This window comes from Bradyrhizobium sp. ISRA442 (genome assembly GCF_038085055.1).
GTDB lineage: Bacteria > Pseudomonadota > Alphaproteobacteria > Rhizobiales > Xanthobacteraceae > Bradyrhizobium.
The window spans coordinates 441,740-460,725 of the sequence record NZ_JALGCN010000003.1; the positions used below are offsets into that span (position 1 = coordinate 441,740).

Annotated in this window: 14 protein-coding genes; 5 read left to right on the forward strand and 9 right to left on the reverse strand. The window is 64.7% G+C overall.

The window, feature by feature from the left end; all coding sequences use genetic code 11:
* Nucleotides 1-12: 12 nt before the first annotated feature.
* Nucleotides 13-4,128: a bifunctional diguanylate cyclase/phosphodiesterase gene (locus tag MTR72_RS08345; protein ID WP_341510295.1), complete on the forward strand. Its 4,116-nt coding sequence runs from the start codon at nucleotides 13-15 to the stop codon at nucleotides 4,126-4,128.
* Here MTR72_RS08345 and MTR72_RS08350 read toward each other — a convergent pair.
* The 5 genes from MTR72_RS08350 to MTR72_RS08370 all read right to left on the reverse strand — a co-directional run bounded on the left by MTR72_RS08350 (nucleotide 4,102) and on the right by MTR72_RS08370 (nucleotide 9,934).
* Nucleotides 4,102-4,443: a hypothetical protein gene (locus MTR72_RS08350; protein WP_280968354.1), complete on the reverse strand. Its 342-nt coding sequence runs from the start codon at nucleotides 4,441-4,443 to the stop codon at nucleotides 4,102-4,104. The genes MTR72_RS08345 and MTR72_RS08350 overlap by 27 nt on opposite strands.
* A 226-nt stretch (nucleotides 4,444-4,669) precedes the next feature.
* The gene (gene galE / locus MTR72_RS08355) at nucleotides 4,670-5,662 is read right to left on the reverse strand and encodes a UDP-glucose 4-epimerase GalE (RefSeq protein ID WP_280968355.1); all 993 of its coding nucleotides are present in this window, start codon (nucleotides 5,660-5,662) and stop codon (nucleotides 4,670-4,672) included.
* Nucleotides 5,663-5,682: 20 nt separating this feature from the next.
* Nucleotides 5,683-6,489 carry a WecB/TagA/CpsF family glycosyltransferase gene (locus MTR72_RS08360; protein WP_280968356.1) on the reverse strand — a complete coding sequence of 269 codons (807 nt, stop codon included), beginning with the start codon at nucleotides 6,487-6,489 and terminating at the stop codon, nucleotides 5,683-5,685.
* Complete coding sequence (locus MTR72_RS08365) at nucleotides 6,482-8,845, reverse strand: exopolysaccharide transport family protein (protein WP_280968357.1); 2,364 nt, start codon at nucleotides 8,843-8,845, stop codon at nucleotides 6,482-6,484. Before MTR72_RS08365 ends, MTR72_RS08360 begins: the two co-directional genes overlap by 8 nt.
* Nucleotides 8,846-9,142: 297 nt before the next feature.
* Nucleotides 9,143-9,934: a class I SAM-dependent methyltransferase gene (locus tag MTR72_RS08370; protein ID WP_280968358.1), complete on the reverse strand. Its 792-nt coding sequence runs from the start codon at nucleotides 9,932-9,934 to the stop codon at nucleotides 9,143-9,145.
* A 403-nt stretch (nucleotides 9,935-10,337) separates the two neighbouring features.
* On the opposite strand from MTR72_RS08370, the gene MTR72_RS08375 reads away from it, so the two are divergent.
* Nucleotides 10,338-11,366 carry a glycosyltransferase family 2 protein gene (locus tag MTR72_RS08375; protein WP_280968359.1) on the forward strand — a complete coding sequence of 343 codons (1,029 nt, stop codon included), beginning with the start codon at nucleotides 10,338-10,340 and terminating at the stop codon, nucleotides 11,364-11,366.
* A gap of 15 nt (nucleotides 11,367-11,381) precedes the next feature.
* Here the strand turns inward: MTR72_RS08375 and MTR72_RS08380 are convergent, their stop codons facing one another.
* The gene (locus MTR72_RS08380; protein ID WP_445819562.1) at nucleotides 11,382-12,359 is read right to left on the reverse strand and encodes a glycosyltransferase; all 978 of its coding nucleotides are present in this window, start codon (nucleotides 12,357-12,359) and stop codon (nucleotides 11,382-11,384) included.
* Between the two features lie 247 nt (nucleotides 12,360-12,606).
* Between MTR72_RS08380 and MTR72_RS08385 the strand changes: the two genes are divergently transcribed.
* The 3 genes from MTR72_RS08385 to MTR72_RS08395 all read left to right on the forward strand — a co-directional run bounded on the left by MTR72_RS08385 (nucleotide 12,607) and on the right by MTR72_RS08395 (nucleotide 16,358).
* Nucleotides 12,607-13,674 carry a glycosyltransferase gene (locus MTR72_RS08385; RefSeq protein WP_280968360.1) on the forward strand — a complete coding sequence of 356 codons (1,068 nt, stop codon included), beginning with the start codon at nucleotides 12,607-12,609 and terminating at the stop codon, nucleotides 13,672-13,674.
* A gap of 41 nt (nucleotides 13,675-13,715) precedes the next feature.
* A complete protein-coding gene (locus tag MTR72_RS08390; protein ID WP_341510296.1) occupies nucleotides 13,716-15,071 on the forward strand; it encodes an O-antigen ligase family protein in 1,356 nt (451 codons plus the stop codon).
* A gap of 144 nt (nucleotides 15,072-15,215) precedes the next feature.
* Entirely contained in the window at nucleotides 15,216-16,358 is a 1,143-nt protein-coding gene (locus MTR72_RS08395; protein ID WP_280968362.1) for a GNAT family N-acetyltransferase, read from the forward strand.
* A 281-nt stretch (nucleotides 16,359-16,639) separates the two neighbouring features.
* Here the strand turns inward: MTR72_RS08395 and wrbA are convergent, their stop codons facing one another.
* From wrbA to MTR72_RS08410, 3 genes are all read right to left on the reverse strand, one after another.
* Nucleotides 16,640-17,239 (reverse strand): NAD(P)H:quinone oxidoreductase, encoded by a 600-nt coding sequence (wrbA, locus tag MTR72_RS08400; protein ID WP_280968363.1) that lies wholly within the window; start codon nucleotides 17,237-17,239, stop codon nucleotides 16,640-16,642.
* A 152-nt stretch (nucleotides 17,240-17,391) separates the two neighbouring features.
* Entirely contained in the window at nucleotides 17,392-18,090 is a 699-nt protein-coding gene (locus tag MTR72_RS08405; protein WP_280968364.1) for a pirin family protein, read from the reverse strand.
* A gap of 35 nt (nucleotides 18,091-18,125) precedes the next feature.
* A complete protein-coding gene (locus MTR72_RS08410; protein ID WP_280968365.1) occupies nucleotides 18,126-18,878 on the reverse strand; it encodes an SDR family NAD(P)-dependent oxidoreductase in 753 nt (250 codons plus the stop codon).
* Nucleotides 18,879-18,986 lie beyond the last annotated feature (108 nt).

The following is an 18,986-nucleotide window of genomic DNA, read 5'->3' on the forward strand; positions in this document are numbered from 1 at the left end:
GGAGTTGAGACCTTGCAGACGACCCTCGCGCGCACATTTGCAGCGTTGAGCGCCATCAACGAAGCCATTCTGTATGCGAAATCGCCGGACGAGCTGTACCAGAAAGTCTGCGACGCCGGGTTTTCGAGCGGGGATTTTTTGGCTGTCTCGGTGTTCCTGGTCGAGCCCGACAGCCCGCGGCTTCGCTATGCGGCCGGCTGCGGCGAGGACGTTGCGCGGCTGAGGTCGATCGAGATTACGATCGAGGAGGGGACCCCGGAAGGATCGGGCGTCGGCGGCGAAGCGTTTCGCAGCCAGAAGCTATGCATCAGCAACGATTTTCTGAACGATCCGCGCTCGCAGGCGTGGCGCGAAGGCGCGGTCAAGGCGGGCGTCGGCGCAGCGGCGGCGCTGCCGCTGCTCTGCAACGGCAAGAGCGTCGGCGTGCTGTTCGTCATCCGCAGAGAGGCCGGCTCGCTGAACGAGCAGATGGTATCGCTGTTCGAGCGCATGTCGGCGAATATCTCTTATGCGCTGGACAATTTCGCGCGCGAGACCGCGCGGCAGACCGGCGAGCGGGCGACGCGGCGGCTCAATCGCATGTTCGGCGCGCTGAGCGCGACCAACGAGGCCATTCTGCGCGCCAAGACCGAACAGGAGCTGTACCAGCTCGTGTGCGATGCCTCCGTGCACGGCGGCAAGTCGCTGGCGACCTTCGTTCTGCTCAAGGAGCAGGATTCTCACTGGCTGAAGCCGGTCGCCGGCACCGGCCAGAACCTCGATCTGGTTGCCCAGACAAAGTACTCCGTCGATCCCGACAATCCCTATGGTCGCGGCATCTCCGGCAATGTCTTCCGCACGCAGAAGGCATACGTCGAAGAGGACCTCGCCCGCCGCACCAAGGGAACGCCGTGGGAGCAGGCCAACGTCAACACGGGCGTCGCGGCGTGCGTGGCGGCTCCGCTGATCAAGCGTGGCGAGAGCGTCGGTGTCATCCTGTCCTTCATCAGCCGATCCTGGGCGAAGGACGAAGAAGTCGTCGCACTCATGCTGCGCATGGCCGAGAACGTCTGCTTTGCGATCGAGAATTTCGACCGGGAGGCGGAAAAGGCGCGGATCGCCGACGAGGAGGACCGCCTGGCGCGCATGTATGCGGCGCTCAGCGCGACCAACGAGGCGATCCTGCGCGCGCGGTCGCGAAACGATCTGTTCGACCTCGTGTGCGAAGCGACGGTTCATGGCGCCAAGTTCGCCTCGACCTCGATTGCGCTGGTCGATCACGATGCCGAGCTGCTTCGCGTCGTCGCGAGCTACGGCCCGAACAAGGATGAGGTCCGCCGCTTCAAGCTTTCGACATCGGACAAGATTCCTGAGGGACGGGGGCTGGTCGGGACGGCGTTCCGCACGCGGCAGCCAAGCGTCAGCAACGATTTGTCGACTGATGAACGCATGACGTCATGGCGTGAAATCGCCCGGCGTGCCGGCATTTCGTCGGCGGCCGCCCTGCCGCTGTTCAACGGCAACAGGATCGAAGGCGTATTCCTGTTCCATGCGTTCCAACGCGACACCTTCATCCCCGAATTCATCGAGCTGTTGCAGCGATTGCAGGCGAACGTCGCCTTCGCGCTGGAAAACTTCGATCGTGCGGAGGAGAAGGCGCGGGCCGACAGGCAGCGCAACCGCCTGAGCGGCATGTTCGAGGCACTGAGCGCCACCAACGAAGCCATCATGCGCGCCAAGACGCGCGAGGAGCTGTTCGAGGCGGCGTGCCAGGCGGCGGTGCTGGGCGATGTGTTCGCCTCGGCAACGATTGGCATTCTGGACGAAAGACATGAGCTCGTTCGCGTCGTCGCTGTGAAGGGACGGCTTCAGGAGCGAATGGTCGGACGTACCTGCGCTGTTTCCGCCGATCACCCAGAGGGCCAGGGGATCATCGGGACATCGTTGCGGACCCGCCGGCCGAGCGTCATGAACGACTACATGAACGACCCGGGATCGGCGCACTGGCGCTCCAAGGCGTTCGAGGATGGAACCCGGGCCGCCGCGAGCTTCCCGCTTCTGCGGTCGGGCCAGGAGCCGATCGGCATTCTGCTTTTCCTTGCGCCAGAAGAAAACACGTTCACGCCCGATCTGGTCGAACTGCTGGGGCGCCTGGCCGAAAACGTCTCCTTCGCCCTCGACAATTTCGATCGCGCCGAGGAGAAGGCCCGCACCGAGGCGCAGAAGGAACGTCTGAGGCGCATGTTCGCGGCGCTCAGCGCCACCAATGAGGCGATCATGCGGGCCAAGTCCCGCGCTGAATTGTTCGATCTCGTCTGCCTCGCCGCATCGACCGGCGGCAAGTTCACCTCGACCACCGTTGCCCTCGCCGTGGCCGACAGCGACCTGCTCCAGATCGCCGCCGCCGCCGGCCCCGCCGCCGACACGACACGCAACGTCAGGCTTTCAGTCGACGCCGAGCGCCCCGAAGGCCGAGGCATGGCCGGCACGGCGTTCCGGACAAGGCAGCCGTGCATCAGCAACGACTATCTGAACGACAACCGCGTCAGTGCGTTTCATGCCATCGTCCACAAGGACGGAGCGAGGTCGGGCGCAGCGTTCCCGCTGATCGTCCACGACCAGCCGGTCGGCGTCATGATCTACATGTCGACCGAAAAGGACACCTTCACGGATGAATTCGTCGAGCTGTTGCAGCGCCTGGCCGACAACGTCTCGTTCGCGATGGAGAATTTCGATCGCGCCGATGAGAAGAACAAGGCGGACGAGCGGGTCGAATATCTCGCTTCGCATGATAGCCTGACCAACCTGCCGAACCGCGAGACCTTCAACGGCCTGTTGCGCGAAGCGATCGACGCGGCGCAGCGTCACGACCACTGCTTCGCGCTGCTGTTCATCGATCTCGACCGGTTCAAGGTCATCAACGATTCGCTCGGCCACGAGGCCGGCGACTTGCTCCTGCTCGAAGTCGCCGACCGCTTACGCAACGCGCTGCGGGCGAGCGACGTCGTGGCGCGGCTTGGCGGCGACGAGTTCGTCGTCATCCTCGACCAGTGCGGCGAGATCGACGCCGTCCAGCACATCGCGACCGAACTCTTGACGGCGCTCGGCAAGCCCATGGAGCTCGCCGGCCACGAGTGCCACACCACCGCCTCGATCGGCATCGCGATGTATCCGGCGAACGGCGCCGATGCGCAGACGCTGACCAAGAACGCCGACATGGCGATGTATCTCGCCAAGGAGGACGGCAAGAACGGCTATCGCTTCTTCTCCAAGGAGGTGAGGACGCAGTCGATCGAGCGACTGTCGCTCGAAAGCGCGCTGCGGCGCGCGCTGGAGCGCGACCAGTTCTCGTTGAACTACCAGCCCAAGGTCGACATGGAGACTGGGCAGATCACGGGCGTCGAGGCGCTGTTGCGCTGGACGCATCCCGATCTCGGCAGCGTCTCGCCGGCGCAGTTCATCCCGCTCGCCGAGGAGACCGGCCTGATCGTGCCGATCGGCCGCTGGGTGCTGAAGGAGGCGTGCGCGCAGGCGATGGCCTGGCAGCGCCGCGGCTTGTTGCCGCTGTCGATGGCGGTCAACCTGTCGCCGCGCCAGTTTGCCGACGAGCACCTGTTGCAGGACGTCGATGAGGCGCTTGCGGCGAGCGGCATGTCGCCGGTGCTGCTCCAGCTCGAAGTCACCGAGAGCATGATGATGCGCAATGTCGGGCGCGCGCTGAAGGTACTCGATGCCATCCAGAGCCGCGGCATTCGTCTGGCCATCGACGACTTCGGCACCGGCTACTCGTCGATGTCGCTGATGAAGCACTTCCCGATCGACACCATCAAGATCGACCGTTCCTTCGTGCGCGACCTGCCGCAGGATTCGGAGGATCAGGCGATCGCGCAGGCGATCATCAGCATGGGCAAGGCGCTCGGCATGACCGTGGTCGCCGAAGGCGTCGAGAATGCCGAGCAGGAAGCATTCCTGCGCACCCATGGCTGCGACGAGATGCAGGGCTATCTCATCTCCAAGCCGCTTCCGCCGCGGCAGATGGCCGAACTGCTGCGGCCGATGGTGCTGCCGGTCGCGCCGCCGCTTCTGCCGGAGCTTGATGCGGCCGCCGACGAAAGTGCGGAGTCACGGCTGAAACGCGCTGTCGTCTGACGGCTGCGGACGCAGATCGCGCACGTCGCGATCGCCGCTTTCCGCCTTGCTCGGAAAGTCGTGCGCCGGCGGCAGCGAGGTCTGCGTGGCGAACAGCGCAAGCAACCGGCGTGCGCCGTCGGCGAAGCTCGCCCCTTCGCTCAAGCCAAGCTCGGAGCACCATGTACTGCTCATCGGCTCATGGTCGTCGAACACGGCCATGGCAGGGCCCCACCACCAGGCCGGCGCCGCCGATCGTTCGTTCTCCGGCACCGACTGCCAGCGCGCGAACTCGTCCATCACGCGCTCGAACTCCAGGCGGACAGCCCGATGCATTCGCTCCATCCTCCTCGGCTTCCGCGCGTGAAAATGCGCGGGAAATCGGATCGTGGCCTCGACGCTCGAAAGAAAGCCGCCTCGCGCATTGGCGCCGCCAGGCTAGGCCGGCATCGTGCCAGCGCTGCAAAAAAAATTGGACGCCGGGACTCGTGCCGACGTCGACCGGGATTGCCGATTTTAGCCGTTCACGCGCCCAGTGGGCAAGATATCGGCGGGAAGTCGCCTAACGCGACCTTAGGGGATGCGCTTTCTGGTGCCAGCTCCAGGCGGTCCGGATCACGGTCGGCAAGTCGGAGTGACGCGGCACGAAGTTCAGCACCTTTCGCGCAGCGGAGGGGTCGGCGACCAGATAGGTCGGATCGCCGGCGCGCCGCGGCTTGATGGTGTGAGGCACCTCGCGTCCGGTCTCCTGCCTGATGGTGGTCAGGATTTCGCGCACCGAAAAGCCAGAGCCGGTACCGAGATTGAAGCTGGCGCCGGAATGACCCTGCTCGAGGAGCTTCAATGCCGCGACATGCGCCGCGGCGAGGTCGGTGACATGGATGTAGTCGCGGATCGCGGTGCCGTCGGGCGTGTCGTAGTCATCGCCGAACACGGCGAAGTCGACATGGCCCTGCAACGCCATCATGGCGCGGGGAATGAGATGTGTCTCGTTGTCGCGCAGCTCACCGATGCCGCCGGCGGGATCGGCGCCGCTGGCGTTGAAATAGCGCAGGCAGAACGCGCCGAAGCCGTAGGCCGAGCGATAATCGGCGAGCATGCGCTCGATCATCAGCTTCGAAGCACCGTAGGGATTGATCGGGTTGCACGGGAAATCCTCCGGCAGCGCCTTGGAATCGGCGTTGCCGTAGACGGCGCCGGTCGAGGAGAACACGATGCGCTGGCAGCCAGCGTTGCGCATCGCCTGCAACAGCGACAGCGTGCCCTGCACGTTGTTGATGTAGTATTTCTGTGGGGCGGTCATGGACTCGCCGACCAGGCTCGCTGCTGCAAAGTGCATCACCGCCGCGATCTCGTGCTCGTTAAAGGCGCGCGCGAGTGCCGCGCCGTCGAGCAGATCGCCGGTCACCAGCGGGCCGGTGACAAAGTCACGATGGCCTGTCGAAAGATTGTCATAAACCACCGGCTGATAACCGGCAGCGGCCAGCGCCCGGCACGCATGCGAGCCAATATAGCCCGCGCCTCCTGTGACGAGGACAGTCGGTCGGTCGGTCATGTCGTTACTCTACGTCTCTCTCAGCGATTGGATGGCCGGTTGCGGCTGAAGAGAAGATAGAGCGCGCGGGGGTTAGTGGTCAAATAGCGCCAGAACAGACGGCGTGGTTCGAGCCAGGTTCGCCAGGCCCATTCGAGTCCGATCTTCTGCATCCATTGCGGCGCGCGTGAGCGGCTGCCTGACAAAAAGTTGAACAGGCCACCGGAGGTCTTAATGACGCCAACATTGGTCAGCAGCGGCGTGTATTCCTCGACAAATGCCTGCTCGACCGGCACGCCGAGAGCGACCCACAGATAGTCGGGCGCGAGCGCATTGATCTCCTCGACCTTCGCGCGCAGCGCGTCGCCGCGCAGATAACCGTGGCTGCGTCCGACGATCCTAAGATTGGGATACAGCTTCTGGACATTCTCGACCGCAGTGGCGTTCTCGGCTTCGCTGGCGCCAAACATGTAGAAGGTGCGGCCGGCCGCTTCGGCCTTGCGCGCGACCACATGGAACAGATCCGTAGTTGCGACGCGCTCCGGCAGCGGGAACCAGGATTGCAGCTTCGAGGCCGCGACCAGCGGCTGGCCATCGGCGTTGATGAGATCGGCGGCGCGAAACAGACGCTCGGTCTGCGGCTCGGTCGAGCAGCGCGCCAGCACCTCGCCGTTGGCCGACGTCAGGAACAACGGACGGCCGATGCGATGACGCGGGTCGGTCGCCTCGATCATGAAATCGGCGGTTGCTTCGAGATCGAGCGCGGCCATGCGAAGGCCGCCGACGGTGATCCGTGGCACGTCGGCGGTCGCTTCCCGCCCGTCCAGATTGACGCGACGCTCAAGCATATTGCCTGCCTCGCTGGCGCGTTTGAGTTTCAGGGGTGAGCTCGTCGAGCACGACGCCCACGAGCTTGCGCTCGGCGCCGCCGAGCGCGCTCAGGATCTCTTCCAGACTGTCGTTGATGTCGAGGCTGGTCGGCAGCACCGCCACCACCGCATCAACGCCGTCGAGCAGCTTGCGGCCCGCGCCAGAGAGCGGCATCGCCGGACCATCGAGCACGACGAGATCATAGCCACCGGTGGAGCGCGCCTGCGCGACCGCTTTGCGGATGGCCTCGGCCGTCTTGCCGGCATCGCTCTCGGCGACCGGCAGCACCGAGATGCCATTGACGGTCTTGATCTCGCGCGCGCCCTTGCTGCCGATCGAGAGCCAACCGAGCTTGCTCGGCTCGCTCTTGCCGGGCCGGCTGAGCTTGCCCGACAGATTGTGCGCCTGATGGTCGGCGTCGATCATCAGCACGCGGCTGCCATCGCGCGCGGCCGCCAGCGCGAAATTCAGCGCGGTGACGCTGCGCTCGGTGGTTTCGCCGGCGCCGACCAGCGCGACGACCGGCATCGCCTTGGCGCCGGCGCGCCGTGCCACGGCGGTGCGCATGTCGCGCAACGCATTCAACAGCGTCGTCAGCGGAAATCCGGGACGCAGCGTCGGCCAGCCGAGCCGGGTGAGATCGGTGCCGCCTCCGGACGCGAGGATGGCGCCGAGCGTGCGGATGACGTCTGCCTCCTGGAGACGTGCGATCAAAGGCTTTTCGATTGGGATCAGAAGCGCGTCGACCGGTGCGAGCGGCGGCGCCTGCGGCACGGTTTCGATCGGATGGGACAGCGTCGTCTCAGACACAGCCGGCGACCGCGCCGGAGGCTCTCTCGTTGGAGGCACACTGGCGGTCTCCGGCTCAGGCGTCCGTTCACGACGTTTCGGCTCGGGCGCGGTGGTGGCGCCGGAGAACAGGTGCTTGGCGGCGACAAACCAGAAGGCGGCGAGGAGTCCGCCAAAGATGAAGCCGATCATGGCGAACAGGCTCATGGCCGGCGGGAACGAGCGCCGCTGCGGCACTGTGGCCTCGCCGATGACGCGGGCCGCCGACGTGTTCAGGCTCTCCTGCTCCTCGGTCTCGCGCGAGCGCTTGAGGAAGGATTGATAGACGTCGCGGCTTGCATCGGCTTCGCGCTCGAGCTCGCGCAGGCGCACGGCGGCTTGGCTAAGCTGGACGCTCTGCCGCTTCTGCGCTTCCAGCGCCCGGTTGAGCGATGCCTCGTAGTCGCGGGCACGCGTCAAGTCGTTCTTGGCCGACTGGGCGATGCGGTCGATCTCCTCGTTGATGGTGCGCTTGAGATCCTCGACCTGCTTTTCGGTCTGGCGCAGGGTCGGATGCCGCGGCCCGAGCTCGCCGGTCTGCTCCGCGTACTTCTTGCGGGCATCAGCATATTGCGCGCGCAGATTGGCGATCGTCGGCGATTGCAGGGCTTCGGGGATCGCACCTGCATCCGCCGCTGTGCGCCGGCTCGCTTCGATCTGGTCGAAGCGTGCCTGCGCATCCAGCGTCGCCGCGCGCGCCGCGGCCAGCCGCTGGTTGCTCGCGGAGAGCTGCTGGTCGCTGATCAGCGTGTCCTGCGTGCCGACGAAATTGTTCTGGGCCTTGTAGGTGGCAAGCGCGGTCTCGGCGTTGCGGAGCCGCTCGCGCAGCTCCTTCAGTCGGCCGGACAGGTCATTGGTGGCGCGCCGCGCTGCCAGGGCCTGCGAGTTGCGCGACTCCGTCAGGTACGCGTTGGTCAGCGTGTTGGCGAGCATTGCCGCCTTGGCGGGGTCGGTCGACCAGACCTCGATATCGACGATGAAGCTCTTCTCGGTCTTGCGGATCGTGATGTGCTTGTTCAGCGCATCGAGGGCTGCAAGCTGCACCTCCTTCTGCTCCCCAGCGGAGGGGGCGCGGGCCTGGAGACCGACGAGGCCGAGCAGCGACGACATCAACGTCTTGCCGTCGCCGCCGCCGAATTCCGGATCCTTGTCGAGATTGGCCTGCTGGATGACTTTCAGCAGCACGCTGTTGGACGTGATCAGGCGAGCCTGGCTCTCCACCACCATGGACATGCCGGACACGTCCTGCGCGCGCGGCGTGAGCTCGCGATCGACGAGCTGGAGCTCACGCGGATCGACATAGAGCTGGGCGGTGGCGGTGTAGCGGGGTGTCAGGCTCTTGCCGACGGTGACCGCGAGCGTTGCACCGAGGAGAGCCGCACCGACAATGGCAACCTTGCGCCGCCAGAGCAGGCTGACGAGCTCCAGCACATTGAAGCCGGCGTGCGGCCGCGGCTGCACCGCCTCCGACACGGCCCGATTTATCGGCTGGTTGTAGTCAAGCATGATCCCCAGCTTTCATTCCAATTGCCGCGGGCTGAGGGGTTACTCTTCGGGTCACGCCACGCACCAGGGATATGGGCGCCAAATCAACGCAACAGGGAAAATTAACCATACTCATTGAGGGACTATTCACCGAAATGGCAAACAAAGCGTTTAAACGCAGGGCACTCTTCGACGCGTCGTCGTGACGCTGCCGATGCGCAAGTTCCTCAGAGATTAACGGTTCGTTACTGGCGAGCAGCGCAGCGTCATGGAGCGGCGCCGCGTGTCCGGCGATTGACCGCGCGCTCACCATGTTCGTCAGCGCTTCCGCAGGATGACGTGATAGTCGCCGCGCCGGACGTCGGTGCCGCGCGGAAGCGCGGCATTCAGTACGGCCGCGCCGGCGTCGACGAGGGCGGCGAACAGCGGCTTGCGTTGGCGCATCTCGGGATAGCGCGGGCTCTCGACCTCGCGGCGGTAGATCATCTCGAGGCCGTGGCTCGCCGCAAATGCCTCGAGCTTGGCCAGCGTCACCAGCGGATGGAAGAAGGTCGGGAACGGCGGCTCGCCCGGTTCGCCCGCATTCTTGATGCCGCGGACGTGCCGGTAGAACCAGACGTGAAACCAGTGCGGCGAATATTTGGTGACGACGCCCGACAGCGAGTGCGGATTGGGTGCGCCAATCAGGATCATTCCGCCGCGCTTGAGCGCCTCGCCGAAGTTCAGGAGCGCGGCCTCGACGTCCGGCAAGTGCTCGATCACGTTGTAGCAGATCACGAGATCGAAGCTCTCCGGCGCGAAGCGATAGGTCTGCACGTCGCCGAGGATCGCCTCGTGCGCATAGCTGTTGTTGCGGACCTGGTCCTCGTCGATGTCGACGACGGTGACGTGGCTGCGGTTAAGCACGTCCAGCGGCAGGAAGCTGCACGAGCCGCCGCCGGCCTCGTAAGTGGCGAGCCGGCCCCTCGGCAGCTCACGGCGCAGGACCTCGTGGATGGCGAGCAGGCTGTCGCGCGCTTCACCGGCGACCATGTCGAGCAGCGGCTGGGTATGGGCGGGAGCGTCGATCTCGGTGGCTGTCGCGAAATCGATCGTGGCTGGCTTGTTCATGGTTCTTGACCGCGCTTGTTCGAGTCAAATTACAGCAAATATGTCACGTGCCCGAAGAGCAAATCCGATGCCGCGCCACCCGACCGGTTGCGGTGCTTTCGGTCGGGTTAATGCGAAGGCGCGTTAACTACGGCATTCTCCGCATTGCACCGTTCTCAGGGCAGTGGACCGCAAATTGCAGTATCACGCGCGCAAGGAATAACAGGAGAAGCGCGCCAAAGCGGTTAAGCGCATGGTGATGCGTCTGCATCGCTGAGACAGCGGCGGCGTGGCGACGTCTTCTTGCAGCTCGCTCATTTTTTGGGACGGATCTGTCCCGCGGCGCTGTGCCGGCGTGGGACGGAGGTGGATGCATGCGATTGACGCAGGGCTTTTTCAATAAATCTCGGACATCTAGGACGCCATGACTCTGATCCCGACAGACCTGTCCGCCAGCCGGATCCCGGACGCCGTGCGCGATCCCAACCGGGAGATCGCGGCGAGCTCGCGCGTTCTCGACCTGTCGGTCGGCATCGTTGTTTGCATTCCCTGCTTTCGTCGCCCCCAGCATCTGCGGCTGACGCTGGAGTCGCTCGTCCGCCAGCGCACCCCACGCTCCTTCGCCGTGGTCATGATCGAGAACGACGCCAACGGCCGTGAGAGCGCGCCGGTTGCCGCGGAGTTTCTCGCCAGCGGCAAGCTCCAGGGCGTCTGCCTCGTCGAGAAACGGCAGGGTAATTGCCAGGCGATCAACGCCGCGTTCGAGACGGCCCAGGCGCTGTTCCCTGCCGCGACCCGCTTCCTGATGATTGACGATGACGAGATCGCCTCGCCCGACTGGCTCGAGCTGATGGTGCGCACCTGCGAGGCAACCGGCGCGGACGTGGTCGGCGGGCCGGTGCTGCCGGCCTTCGACGACAACAGCAAGCCATGGCTGTCGCGTCATCCCGCCTTCTGTCCCGCTTATGACTATAGCGGTGCGGTGCCGCTGATCTATGGCTGCGGCAACTGCCTGATCACGCGCGCCGCGTTCGACCGGTTCGGCACTCCCGCCTTCGATCCGCGCTTCAATTTCCTCGGCGGCGGCGATACCGATTTCTTCGTGCGGTGCCGCGATGCCGGCATGACGTTCCACTGGACAGCGGAGGCCGTCATCACCGAGACCGTGCCGCACAGCCGCACCAGTCTCGGCTGGATCGCGCGACGTGGCCTGCGCATCGGCGCGATCAACTATCGCGTTCAGTACAAGGCTGCGCAGAGCGCGGCCGTGCGGGCGCGCGTGTTCGCGCAGATGCTCGTACGGCTGCCGCTGTCGCTGGTCCGCGCGGCCCGTCTGCTGACGACATCGAAGGCCGTCGTCGCGATGCACCCCGTGATGGTCGCGCTCGGCGCAGCGCTTGCCGCTTTCGGCATCGAGCCGAAGCCCTATGAAGCCTCGAAGATCGCGTCCTGACGAAGCAGTGACGGACTAGATTCCCAAATAGGCCAGGACGATCCTGATCGCGGACCGCGGCATCGCTTTGAGCGACCGCCGGCCGACCATCCCGAGATAGGCGAGGGCCTGGCGATATCTGCCGAAGCGGATCGCTTGCATCGCCGAATAGGTGACCAGATGAATCTCGGCGGCCTGACGCAGGCGGGCTGCGGCGCCCTGAGGCAGCCTCGCCAGGATCAGCCCATCGTCAAAGACCCGTGTGACCGCGGGGAGGAAATCCTGCGGCGTCCGCACCGTTGCGTTCATGGTGTTGGCGGTGTGCAAGCGATAGTCGAGCAGGAGTTTTGGCACGAACTCGAACTCGCCGATGGCGGCAAGGCGGCACCAGCAATGCCAGTCCTCGCAATATCTGAGGGTGACATCGAAACCGCCTACGGCGCGGAAGGCCTCGGCGCGCGTGAGCACGATGCCGCCATTGACGATGAAGTTACCGCTCGCGAGCCGCTCCAGCACGTCGCCGGACGGCTTGCGGCGTCCCTTGAGAAGCTCGCGTCGACCGATCTGCTGTCCTTCGCTATCGATCGTGTTGTAGTCGCCGTAGACGAGAACCGCGCGGGGAGCACCACGCGCTGCCGCGAGCAGCGTCGCCACCGCGCCGGGACGCAGACGGTCGTCGGCATCGAGAAAGACCAGCCAAACGCCTGCAGCATTTTGTGCGCCGAGATTGCGCGCGGCTGATACGCCGGAGGATTTGTTCGTCATCAGGCGCAATCGTGGATCGCGGATGGAGCGGACGATTGCGATCGTGTCGTCGGTCGAACCATCGTCAACGACAATGATCTCTCCGACGCTGCTTTGCATCAGCGCGCTGTCGATCGTTTCGCGGATATAGGCTGCGGCATTCTTGGCCGGAATGACGACGGAGACTGGCCCGACCGGTGAGGGCGCGCGGACGCCGGTCGACGGCAGCGCGGCGGTCGGCAAGTCGATAATGGCGTCGGCAGTGATCACGGTGCGGCTCGTCTTTAATGATCTGTTAACCAGGCCGTATCTCGAAGCCGGCAATCCCGGCGATCGCAGTCTCGGCGGTTGCGGATGATACCCGCCTAACGGTCAAATCGTTGTTGCGAAGGCCGGCGCGACGCCGGTTTCGTCAATTAGCGTTAAGCGTGTGGCGTTAAGTCTGTCGCGGATTCTTGATAGGTGCGACACCCGGCCTCATGCGAAATAGCGGCCTGATTGCGGCGGATGGACTGAAGTGCGCGCGAAGACGTTCGAATACGATCCCGATGAGATGATCCTCAACCTGTTCTACGAGGACAAGGACGATCGCTGGTTTCCTGGTGATCGGCACGTGCGGCGCATGGCGCGCAAGCTGCTGTTCGGCGAGCCGCGCATGAGCGGGCAGCTTCGGGTGTTCCTCAATCTTTGCGCGGGCTTGGACCGTCTCGGCATCCGCTATCGCGTCAACGACTATCGCCATATCGCCCAGCATCCCGACGAACTCGCCTGCATCATCGGTCGCACGTTCCTGCTCGACAAATTCGCGTGGAAGAACCCGATCCTGCTCGGGGTTGCCGCGCACAATCATCCGCTCGACGATCCCGACTTGTTCAAGCGCCTGCCGGTGAAGAAGGTCGTGGTGCCGGGCCAATGGTACGCCGACATGTACCGGCCGCATTGGCCCGAAACGGAAGCCTGGCCGATCGGCATCGATACAGATCTGTGGGCGCCGTCGGGCACCGCCGACAAGACCATCGATGTGCTGATCTACGACAAGGTCCACTGGGATCGCGAGCGCTACGCACCGGAGCTCATCGAGCCCATCCGCGCCCGGCTCGCCAGCGAAGGCCGCTCGTTCACCGAGCTGCGCTACGGCAGTTACAAGGAAGATGACTTTCAGGCGGCGCTGGCGCGTTCGCGCGCGATGATCTTCCTCTGCCAGAACGAGAGTCAGGGGATAGCCTACCAGCAGGCGCTGTCCTGTGGCGTGCCGGTGTTCGCCTGGGATCCCGGTGGCCCGTGGCGGGACCCAGACTATTATCCACACCGGGTCACGTTCGCGCCGGTGTCGTCGGTTCCCTATTGGGATGAGCGCTGCGGCATGAAGTTCATCGACCTCGCCGGCTTCGAGGCGGGTTGGGCGGATTTCTGGGCCGGGTGCACCGAGACGTCGTTCGATCCGCGTGGCTATGTGCTGGACAATCTCACGCTGGAGCAGCGGGCGCAGCAATATTACGACATCGCGCGGAGCGTGGCGCAACGGCATGCGGCATCTGCCGGGTCCGGCATGCTGGTTGACGGATGCTTAACAGGGATGGGTTAGAACCCAAGACTTCCCTACGCGTGCCATGTCGGCCTTCAGGAATGAATCGCAGCGCCGCAGACATGATTGACGTCGAGGCCCGGTCGCTGGGCGAGGGCCTACGCACCGTGCTGGTGAAGCTCAATGTCGTGAACGCGGCGCGCTGCCTGGTCGCCGTCGCAGCCCTGCTGCTCGTCCTGGTGACGCTCGATCCGTTCCCGGACCTGCGCAATCCCGACGTCGCCACCGTCGTCGGCGGACGCATGGCGCTGAACTACGTCTCGTTCGGATTGCTGGCTGCGGTGGCGGTGCTGCTCTGTGCCGCGAGTGACGCGCCCTCGCTGAAGACCCTGGTGACGCCGCTGCATCTTTGCCTCGTCGGCTGGATGCTGATCAACGTGGTCTTTTCCGAAAGCCGCGAAGTGTCCATCCAGCGGTTCGTGCTGGCGGCCAGCGTGACCTCGCTCGCGGTCCTCCTGCCGTTGCTGCCGCCGACGCAGCGGAGCTTCAACCTGTGCCTCGGCGGCGCCGCGCTCGTGCTGCTCGTGCTGTGCTATCTCGGCGTCTTCCTCGCGCCGCAATATTCGATCCACACCGCGCTCGACATCACCGAGCCGCAGCTCGCCGGCGACTGGCGCGGAAGCTTTGGCCACAAGAACGTCGCATCCCCGGTGATGACCATCCTGGTCTATGCCGGGATCTATCTGAGCGCTGTCGGCTCGTTCGTCATGGGGCCTGCGATCGCGGTTCTCGCCGGCATCTTCCTGGTCTTCACCGGCGGCAAGACGTCGACGGTGCTCTGCCTCTCCATCTACGCGCTGGCCTCCCTGGTCTATGTGACGCGGAGTTTGTGGTTGAAGCGGATGATCTGCTTCGTGCCGCTGATCGTGATGAACCTGCTGACGGTCGGCAGCGCCCTGAGCCCGGCTCTCGGCGCTATCACGCGGCAGCTTCCAATCGATCCGACCTTCACCGGCCGGTCCGACATCTGGGAATTCGCGCTCGCAGCCGTCGCGGAAAAGCCGATCGTCGGCCACGGCTATGCAGCGTTCTGGGACGACGTGACCGACCGGCAGACCGCCAAGGGCGCCGAATGGGCCGTGACCGCGGCGCACAGCCACAACAGCTATCTCGACCTTGCCGTTACCATCGGCCTGCCCGGGCTGTTGCTCGTCGCTCTCATCTTCGCGCTGGCGCCGCTGGTCAATTTCCAGGAGGCGCAGACTCACAGCCGCAGCGGAGCGCTCGCCAAGCTGTTTCTGACCGTCTGGCTGTTCGGCCTTTATTACGGGACAACCGAGACCTTCCTGCTCGAACGACAGAATCCGATCTGGTTCATGTTTGCTCTTGCCGTTGCCGGGCTGCATTTCCTCGCCAGGTTCCAATGCGTCGAGGCTGTGGAACCTGGCCGTCAATGACATCCTGTCGCAGGCTCACGTTTCATAAGGGGACAGAGCATCGTGCCGTGATGGGTATCACTTAACGATAAGCAGCTACGTCGCTTGTGAGCTGCGACAAAACATAATCTATCTGGAAACATTCAGTAACTGTATGCCCCGCGAATGGCGTCTCTCAGCGTCGAGCAATTAGATGGTCGGGTGTCCGGCACGTCGCAAATCTCAGTCGATTTCGTGCGTGACTGGTCGCAGGCCGCATTGCGCCTGAAAGCAGGGCACCGCACCCCCTTTCAGCACGGTTACTGGCTCGGCGCCTGGTACGAGGCGTTTGACGACCTCGCGCCGCTGATCGCCGTGATCTCCGATGCCGTCACCGGCAAGGACATTGCGGTGGTGCCGATGATCAGCCACGTCAGGCGTGGCATCCGCGTCGTCGAGTTCGCCGATCTCGGCGTATCCGACAACAATGCGCCGATCCTCGCGCTTGACGCCCCGATGGACGCGGCCGGTGCACGGGCCGTGGGCGCGGCCTTGGCCCGAGGCTTGCGCGCCCTGCCGGACCGCTTCGATCTCCTGCGCCTCAAGAAGATGCCGGCCCATGTCGGCGGCAAGCCGAACCCGCTGGTGACACTCGGCCGCATCGGCTCCTGCTCGCTCAATGGCAATCTCTTGCTGACCAGCGACGACTATGCGGACTATCAGGCCTCGATCAAGCGTATGCAGATGCCGCGCTGCTGGCGCGTCTTCAGCCGCCATGCCGGTGCGCGTTTCGAGATCGCCACCGATGTCGATCGCGCGCGCGAGTTGCTGGACGTGATGGACGTCCAACAGCAGGAGCGCATGAATCAACTCGGCTCGAAGTTCGTCCTGAACGACGACGCCTATGCGCATTTCTACCGCGCCGTGGCGCGGCGGGGCGTTGCGGAGGGTTACACGATCGTCTCGGCGCTCGTCTGCGACGAGGGCATCGTCGCGACCACGCTGGGCGTCCGATACGGCACGACCTACTTCCTGCTGCGCATCAGCCACGCCGGAAAGAATTGGTCGAACTGCTCGCCCGGGCTGCTCGTGACCGAGCGCACCATGGCGGCGTTGCATGCGCAGGGCGTGCGCCGCTTCGACCTCAGCATCGGCAATCAGGATTACAAGCGCCGCTTCGGCGCGGTGCCGGTGCCGCTCACCGATGTCAGCGTCGCGCTGTCGTGGCGCGGTCTGCCCTATGTCCTGCGCGACCACGCCGCGCAGGGCCTGCGCCGCCACCCGAGGCTTGCCGCCTTCGCGGCACGCGCTTTGCGCAGGGCACGTTGAAACGAACGGCGGCCCGCGATCACCGGCATCTCACGACCCCGTGCACCCGGCACAGCGCAGCCGGCCGCGCGAGGCGCGGAACAGGCTTCGGCAATACCATCGCCGAGCCAGCACCTGTACCGGTCTGCGGATGATCTGCGCGATCAAGAGAAGTTCGAAAGCCATACGCGTCGCTCCAAGCGCAACAGATGGGGCGGCATTCCCGCAAGGGGAATGCCGCCCGCATCACACCAGCCATGCAGTTCACCGCGGCGATCAGCCGCTACGTCTCGCTCTGAAGTTCAGCCGTGAAGCTTCCTGGCGGTTTCGGCGATCGCGCGCCCCTGATAGCGGGCGCCGGCGAGTTCGTTGGCGCTGGGTTGCCGGCTGCCGTCACCGCCGGTGATCGTGGTCGCGCCGTAGGGCGCGCCGCCCGTAATCTCGTCGAGCTTCATCTGGCCGGCAAAGCCGTAGTTCAGGCCGACTACCACCATGCCGAAATGCAGGAGGTTGGTGATGATCGAGAACAGCGTCGTCTCCTGGCCGCCATGCTGGGTCGCGCTCGAGGTGAAGGCGCCGCCGACCTTGCCGTGCAGCGCGCCCTTGGCCCAGAGCCCGCCGGCCTGATCCAGGAAGTTCGCCATCTGCGAGGACATGCGGCCGAAGCGGGTGCCGGTGCCGACAATGATCGCGTCGTAATTCGCAAGGTCCTTGATCTCGGCGATCGGCGCCGCCTGGTCGAGCTTGTAGTGGGAGGCCTTGGCAACTTCGGCCGGCACCAGCTCGGGCACGCGTTTGATGTCGACCGTCGCGCCGGTTTCGCGTGCGCCTTCGGCAACCGCATTCGCCATCGCTTCAATGTGGCCATAGGCGGAATAATAGAGGACGAGAACTTTGGTCATGGTGGTCTCCGTTGTGTGGATCTGATGGGCTAGTTGTTGGGGATGTCATGCCCGGGCATAGCCATCCGAAGGACGGCGTCGCTCACGCTCGCCTATGTCCCGGGCATCCACGTTCTTGTTCGCTCGCGCAGCGACGGGGTAGCCGGGACAAGTTACGCCGCGTCGACGAGCACGAGCTCTGAATCTTCCAGCGCCGTGATCTTCAGCCTGTCCTCGTCGCGAATCGCGGCGCCGTCGCGGGCATTGACGCGCACGCCGTTGATCTCGACTGAACCTGCCGCCGGCACCAGGTAAAGGTGACGGGCCTTTTGCGGCTCGTACTCCGCGCTCTCGCCGGCCTTCAGCGTGGTGGCGAGCACCCGCGCATCGGCGCGGATCGGCAGCGCGTCCGTGTCGGCCTCGAACCCGCTTGCGATGGTGACGAGCTTGCCCGAGCGGTCCGCCTTCGGAAACGGCTTTGAGCCCCAGGTCGGCTGACCGCCGCGCACCGTCGGCTCGATCCAGATCTGGAAGATCCGGGTATTCGTCGGCTCGAGATTGTACTCGGAGTGGCGGATGCCGCTTCCCGCGCTCATCACCTGCACGTCGCCCGCTTCGGTACGGCCCTCATTGCCGAGGCTGTCCTGATGGGTGATCGCGCCCTCGCGCACATAGGTGATGATTTCCATGTTGGCGTGGGGATGGGCGGGAAAGCCGGTGTTCGGCGCGATCTCGTCGTCATTCCACACCCGCAATGCGCCGTGACCCATGTTGTTCGGGTCATAATGGCTCGCGAAGGAGAAATGATGCTTGGCCTTGAGCCAGCCGTGGTCGGCGCTGCCGAGCTTTGCGAAAGGTCTTAGTTCGATCATCTGTGTATTCCCTGGTTGAACGGTTGAGGTCCGGATCAGGCGCCAAAACCCCCGTCGACATTGAGCACGGTGCCGGTGACGAAGGAGGCTTCGGGGCTCGCGAGGAACACGACGCCGGCGGCGACTTCCTCGGGGCGGCCGAAGCGCTGCAACGCGTGTTGCTTGCGCTGCGTCTCGGCAAACTCGCCGCCGTCCTTCGGGTTCATGTCGGTGTCGATCGAGCCGGGCTGCACCACGTTCACGGTGATGCCGCGCGGACCGAGGTCGCGCGCCGCGCCCTTGGTGTAGCCGACGACTGCCGCCTTGGTGGCGACGTAGTCGGCAAGTCCCGGGAACGAGGCGCGGTCGGCGAGCATCGAGCCGACGGTGACGATGCGGCCGCCTTCGCCCATCAATTGCGAAGCAGCGCGGATCGCCGCGATCACGCCATGCACGTTGATGGCATCCTGGCGCGCCAGCGCGTCCACATCGGCATTGGCGTCGTCGATCGCGCCGGCGGCGGCGACGCCGGCATTGTTGACGAGAATGTCGAGATGGCCGAACTCCTTCGCCACATCGTTGACGAGCTTGGTGACGTCCTTTGCGGAAGCCTGGTCGGCCTTGAAGGCGCGTGCCTTCACGCCCCTGGCCTTCAGCTCGGCAACGACCGCTTCCGCCTTTTCGGGCGAGGCGACATAGCTGATGGCGACGTCTGCACCTTCGTCGGCGAGCGCGCGGGCCGATGCTGCGCCGATGCCGCGCGAACCGCCGGTGACGAGGGCAACCTTGCCTGAGAGCTTCTTGGTCATTGGATTTCTCCAGTCCATGAAATTGCGATGGGCTATTGGATATGCGTTCGCCTGTGGTATAGAAATAGAAACTGTCGAAACGCATTGTTTCCTTAAGTTGAACGATTG

What these genes read in the sequence shown, in the direction of transcription:
- MTR72_RS08350 (WP_280968354.1), bottom strand. Translation starts at nt 4,443, where the DNA reads ATGCATCGGGCTGTCCGCCTGGAGTTCGAGCGCGTGATGGACGAGTTC.
- galE (WP_280968355.1), bottom strand. Translation starts at nt 5,662, where the DNA reads ATGACCGACCGACCGACTGTCCTCGTCACAGGAGGCGCGGGCTATATT.
- MTR72_RS08360 (WP_280968356.1), bottom strand. Translation starts at nt 6,489, where the DNA reads ATGCTTGAGCGTCGCGTCAATCTGGACGGGCGGGAAGCGACCGCCGAC.
- MTR72_RS08365 (WP_280968357.1), bottom strand. Translation starts at nt 8,845, where the DNA reads ATGCTTGACTACAACCAGCCGATAAATCGGGCCGTGTCGGAGGCGGTG.
- MTR72_RS08370 (WP_280968358.1), bottom strand. Translation starts at nt 9,934, where the DNA reads ATGAACAAGCCAGCCACGATCGATTTCGCGACAGCCACCGAGATCGAC.
- MTR72_RS08375 (WP_280968359.1), top strand. Translation starts at nt 10,338, where the DNA reads ATGACTCTGATCCCGACAGACCTGTCCGCCAGCCGGATCCCGGACGCC.
- MTR72_RS08390 (WP_341510296.1), top strand. Translation starts at nt 13,716, where the DNA reads ATGAATCGCAGCGCCGCAGACATGATTGACGTCGAGGCCCGGTCGCTG.
- MTR72_RS08395 (WP_280968362.1), top strand. Translation starts at nt 15,216, where the DNA reads ATGGCGTCTCTCAGCGTCGAGCAATTAGATGGTCGGGTGTCCGGCACG.
- wrbA (WP_280968363.1), bottom strand. Translation starts at nt 17,239, where the DNA reads ATGACCAAAGTTCTCGTCCTCTATTATTCCGCCTATGGCCACATTGAA.
- MTR72_RS08405 (WP_280968364.1), bottom strand. Translation starts at nt 18,090, where the DNA reads ATGATCGAACTAAGACCTTTCGCAAAGCTCGGCAGCGCCGACCACGGC.
- MTR72_RS08410 (WP_280968365.1), bottom strand. Translation starts at nt 18,878, where the DNA reads ATGACCAAGAAGCTCTCAGGCAAGGTTGCCCTCGTCACCGGCGGTTCG.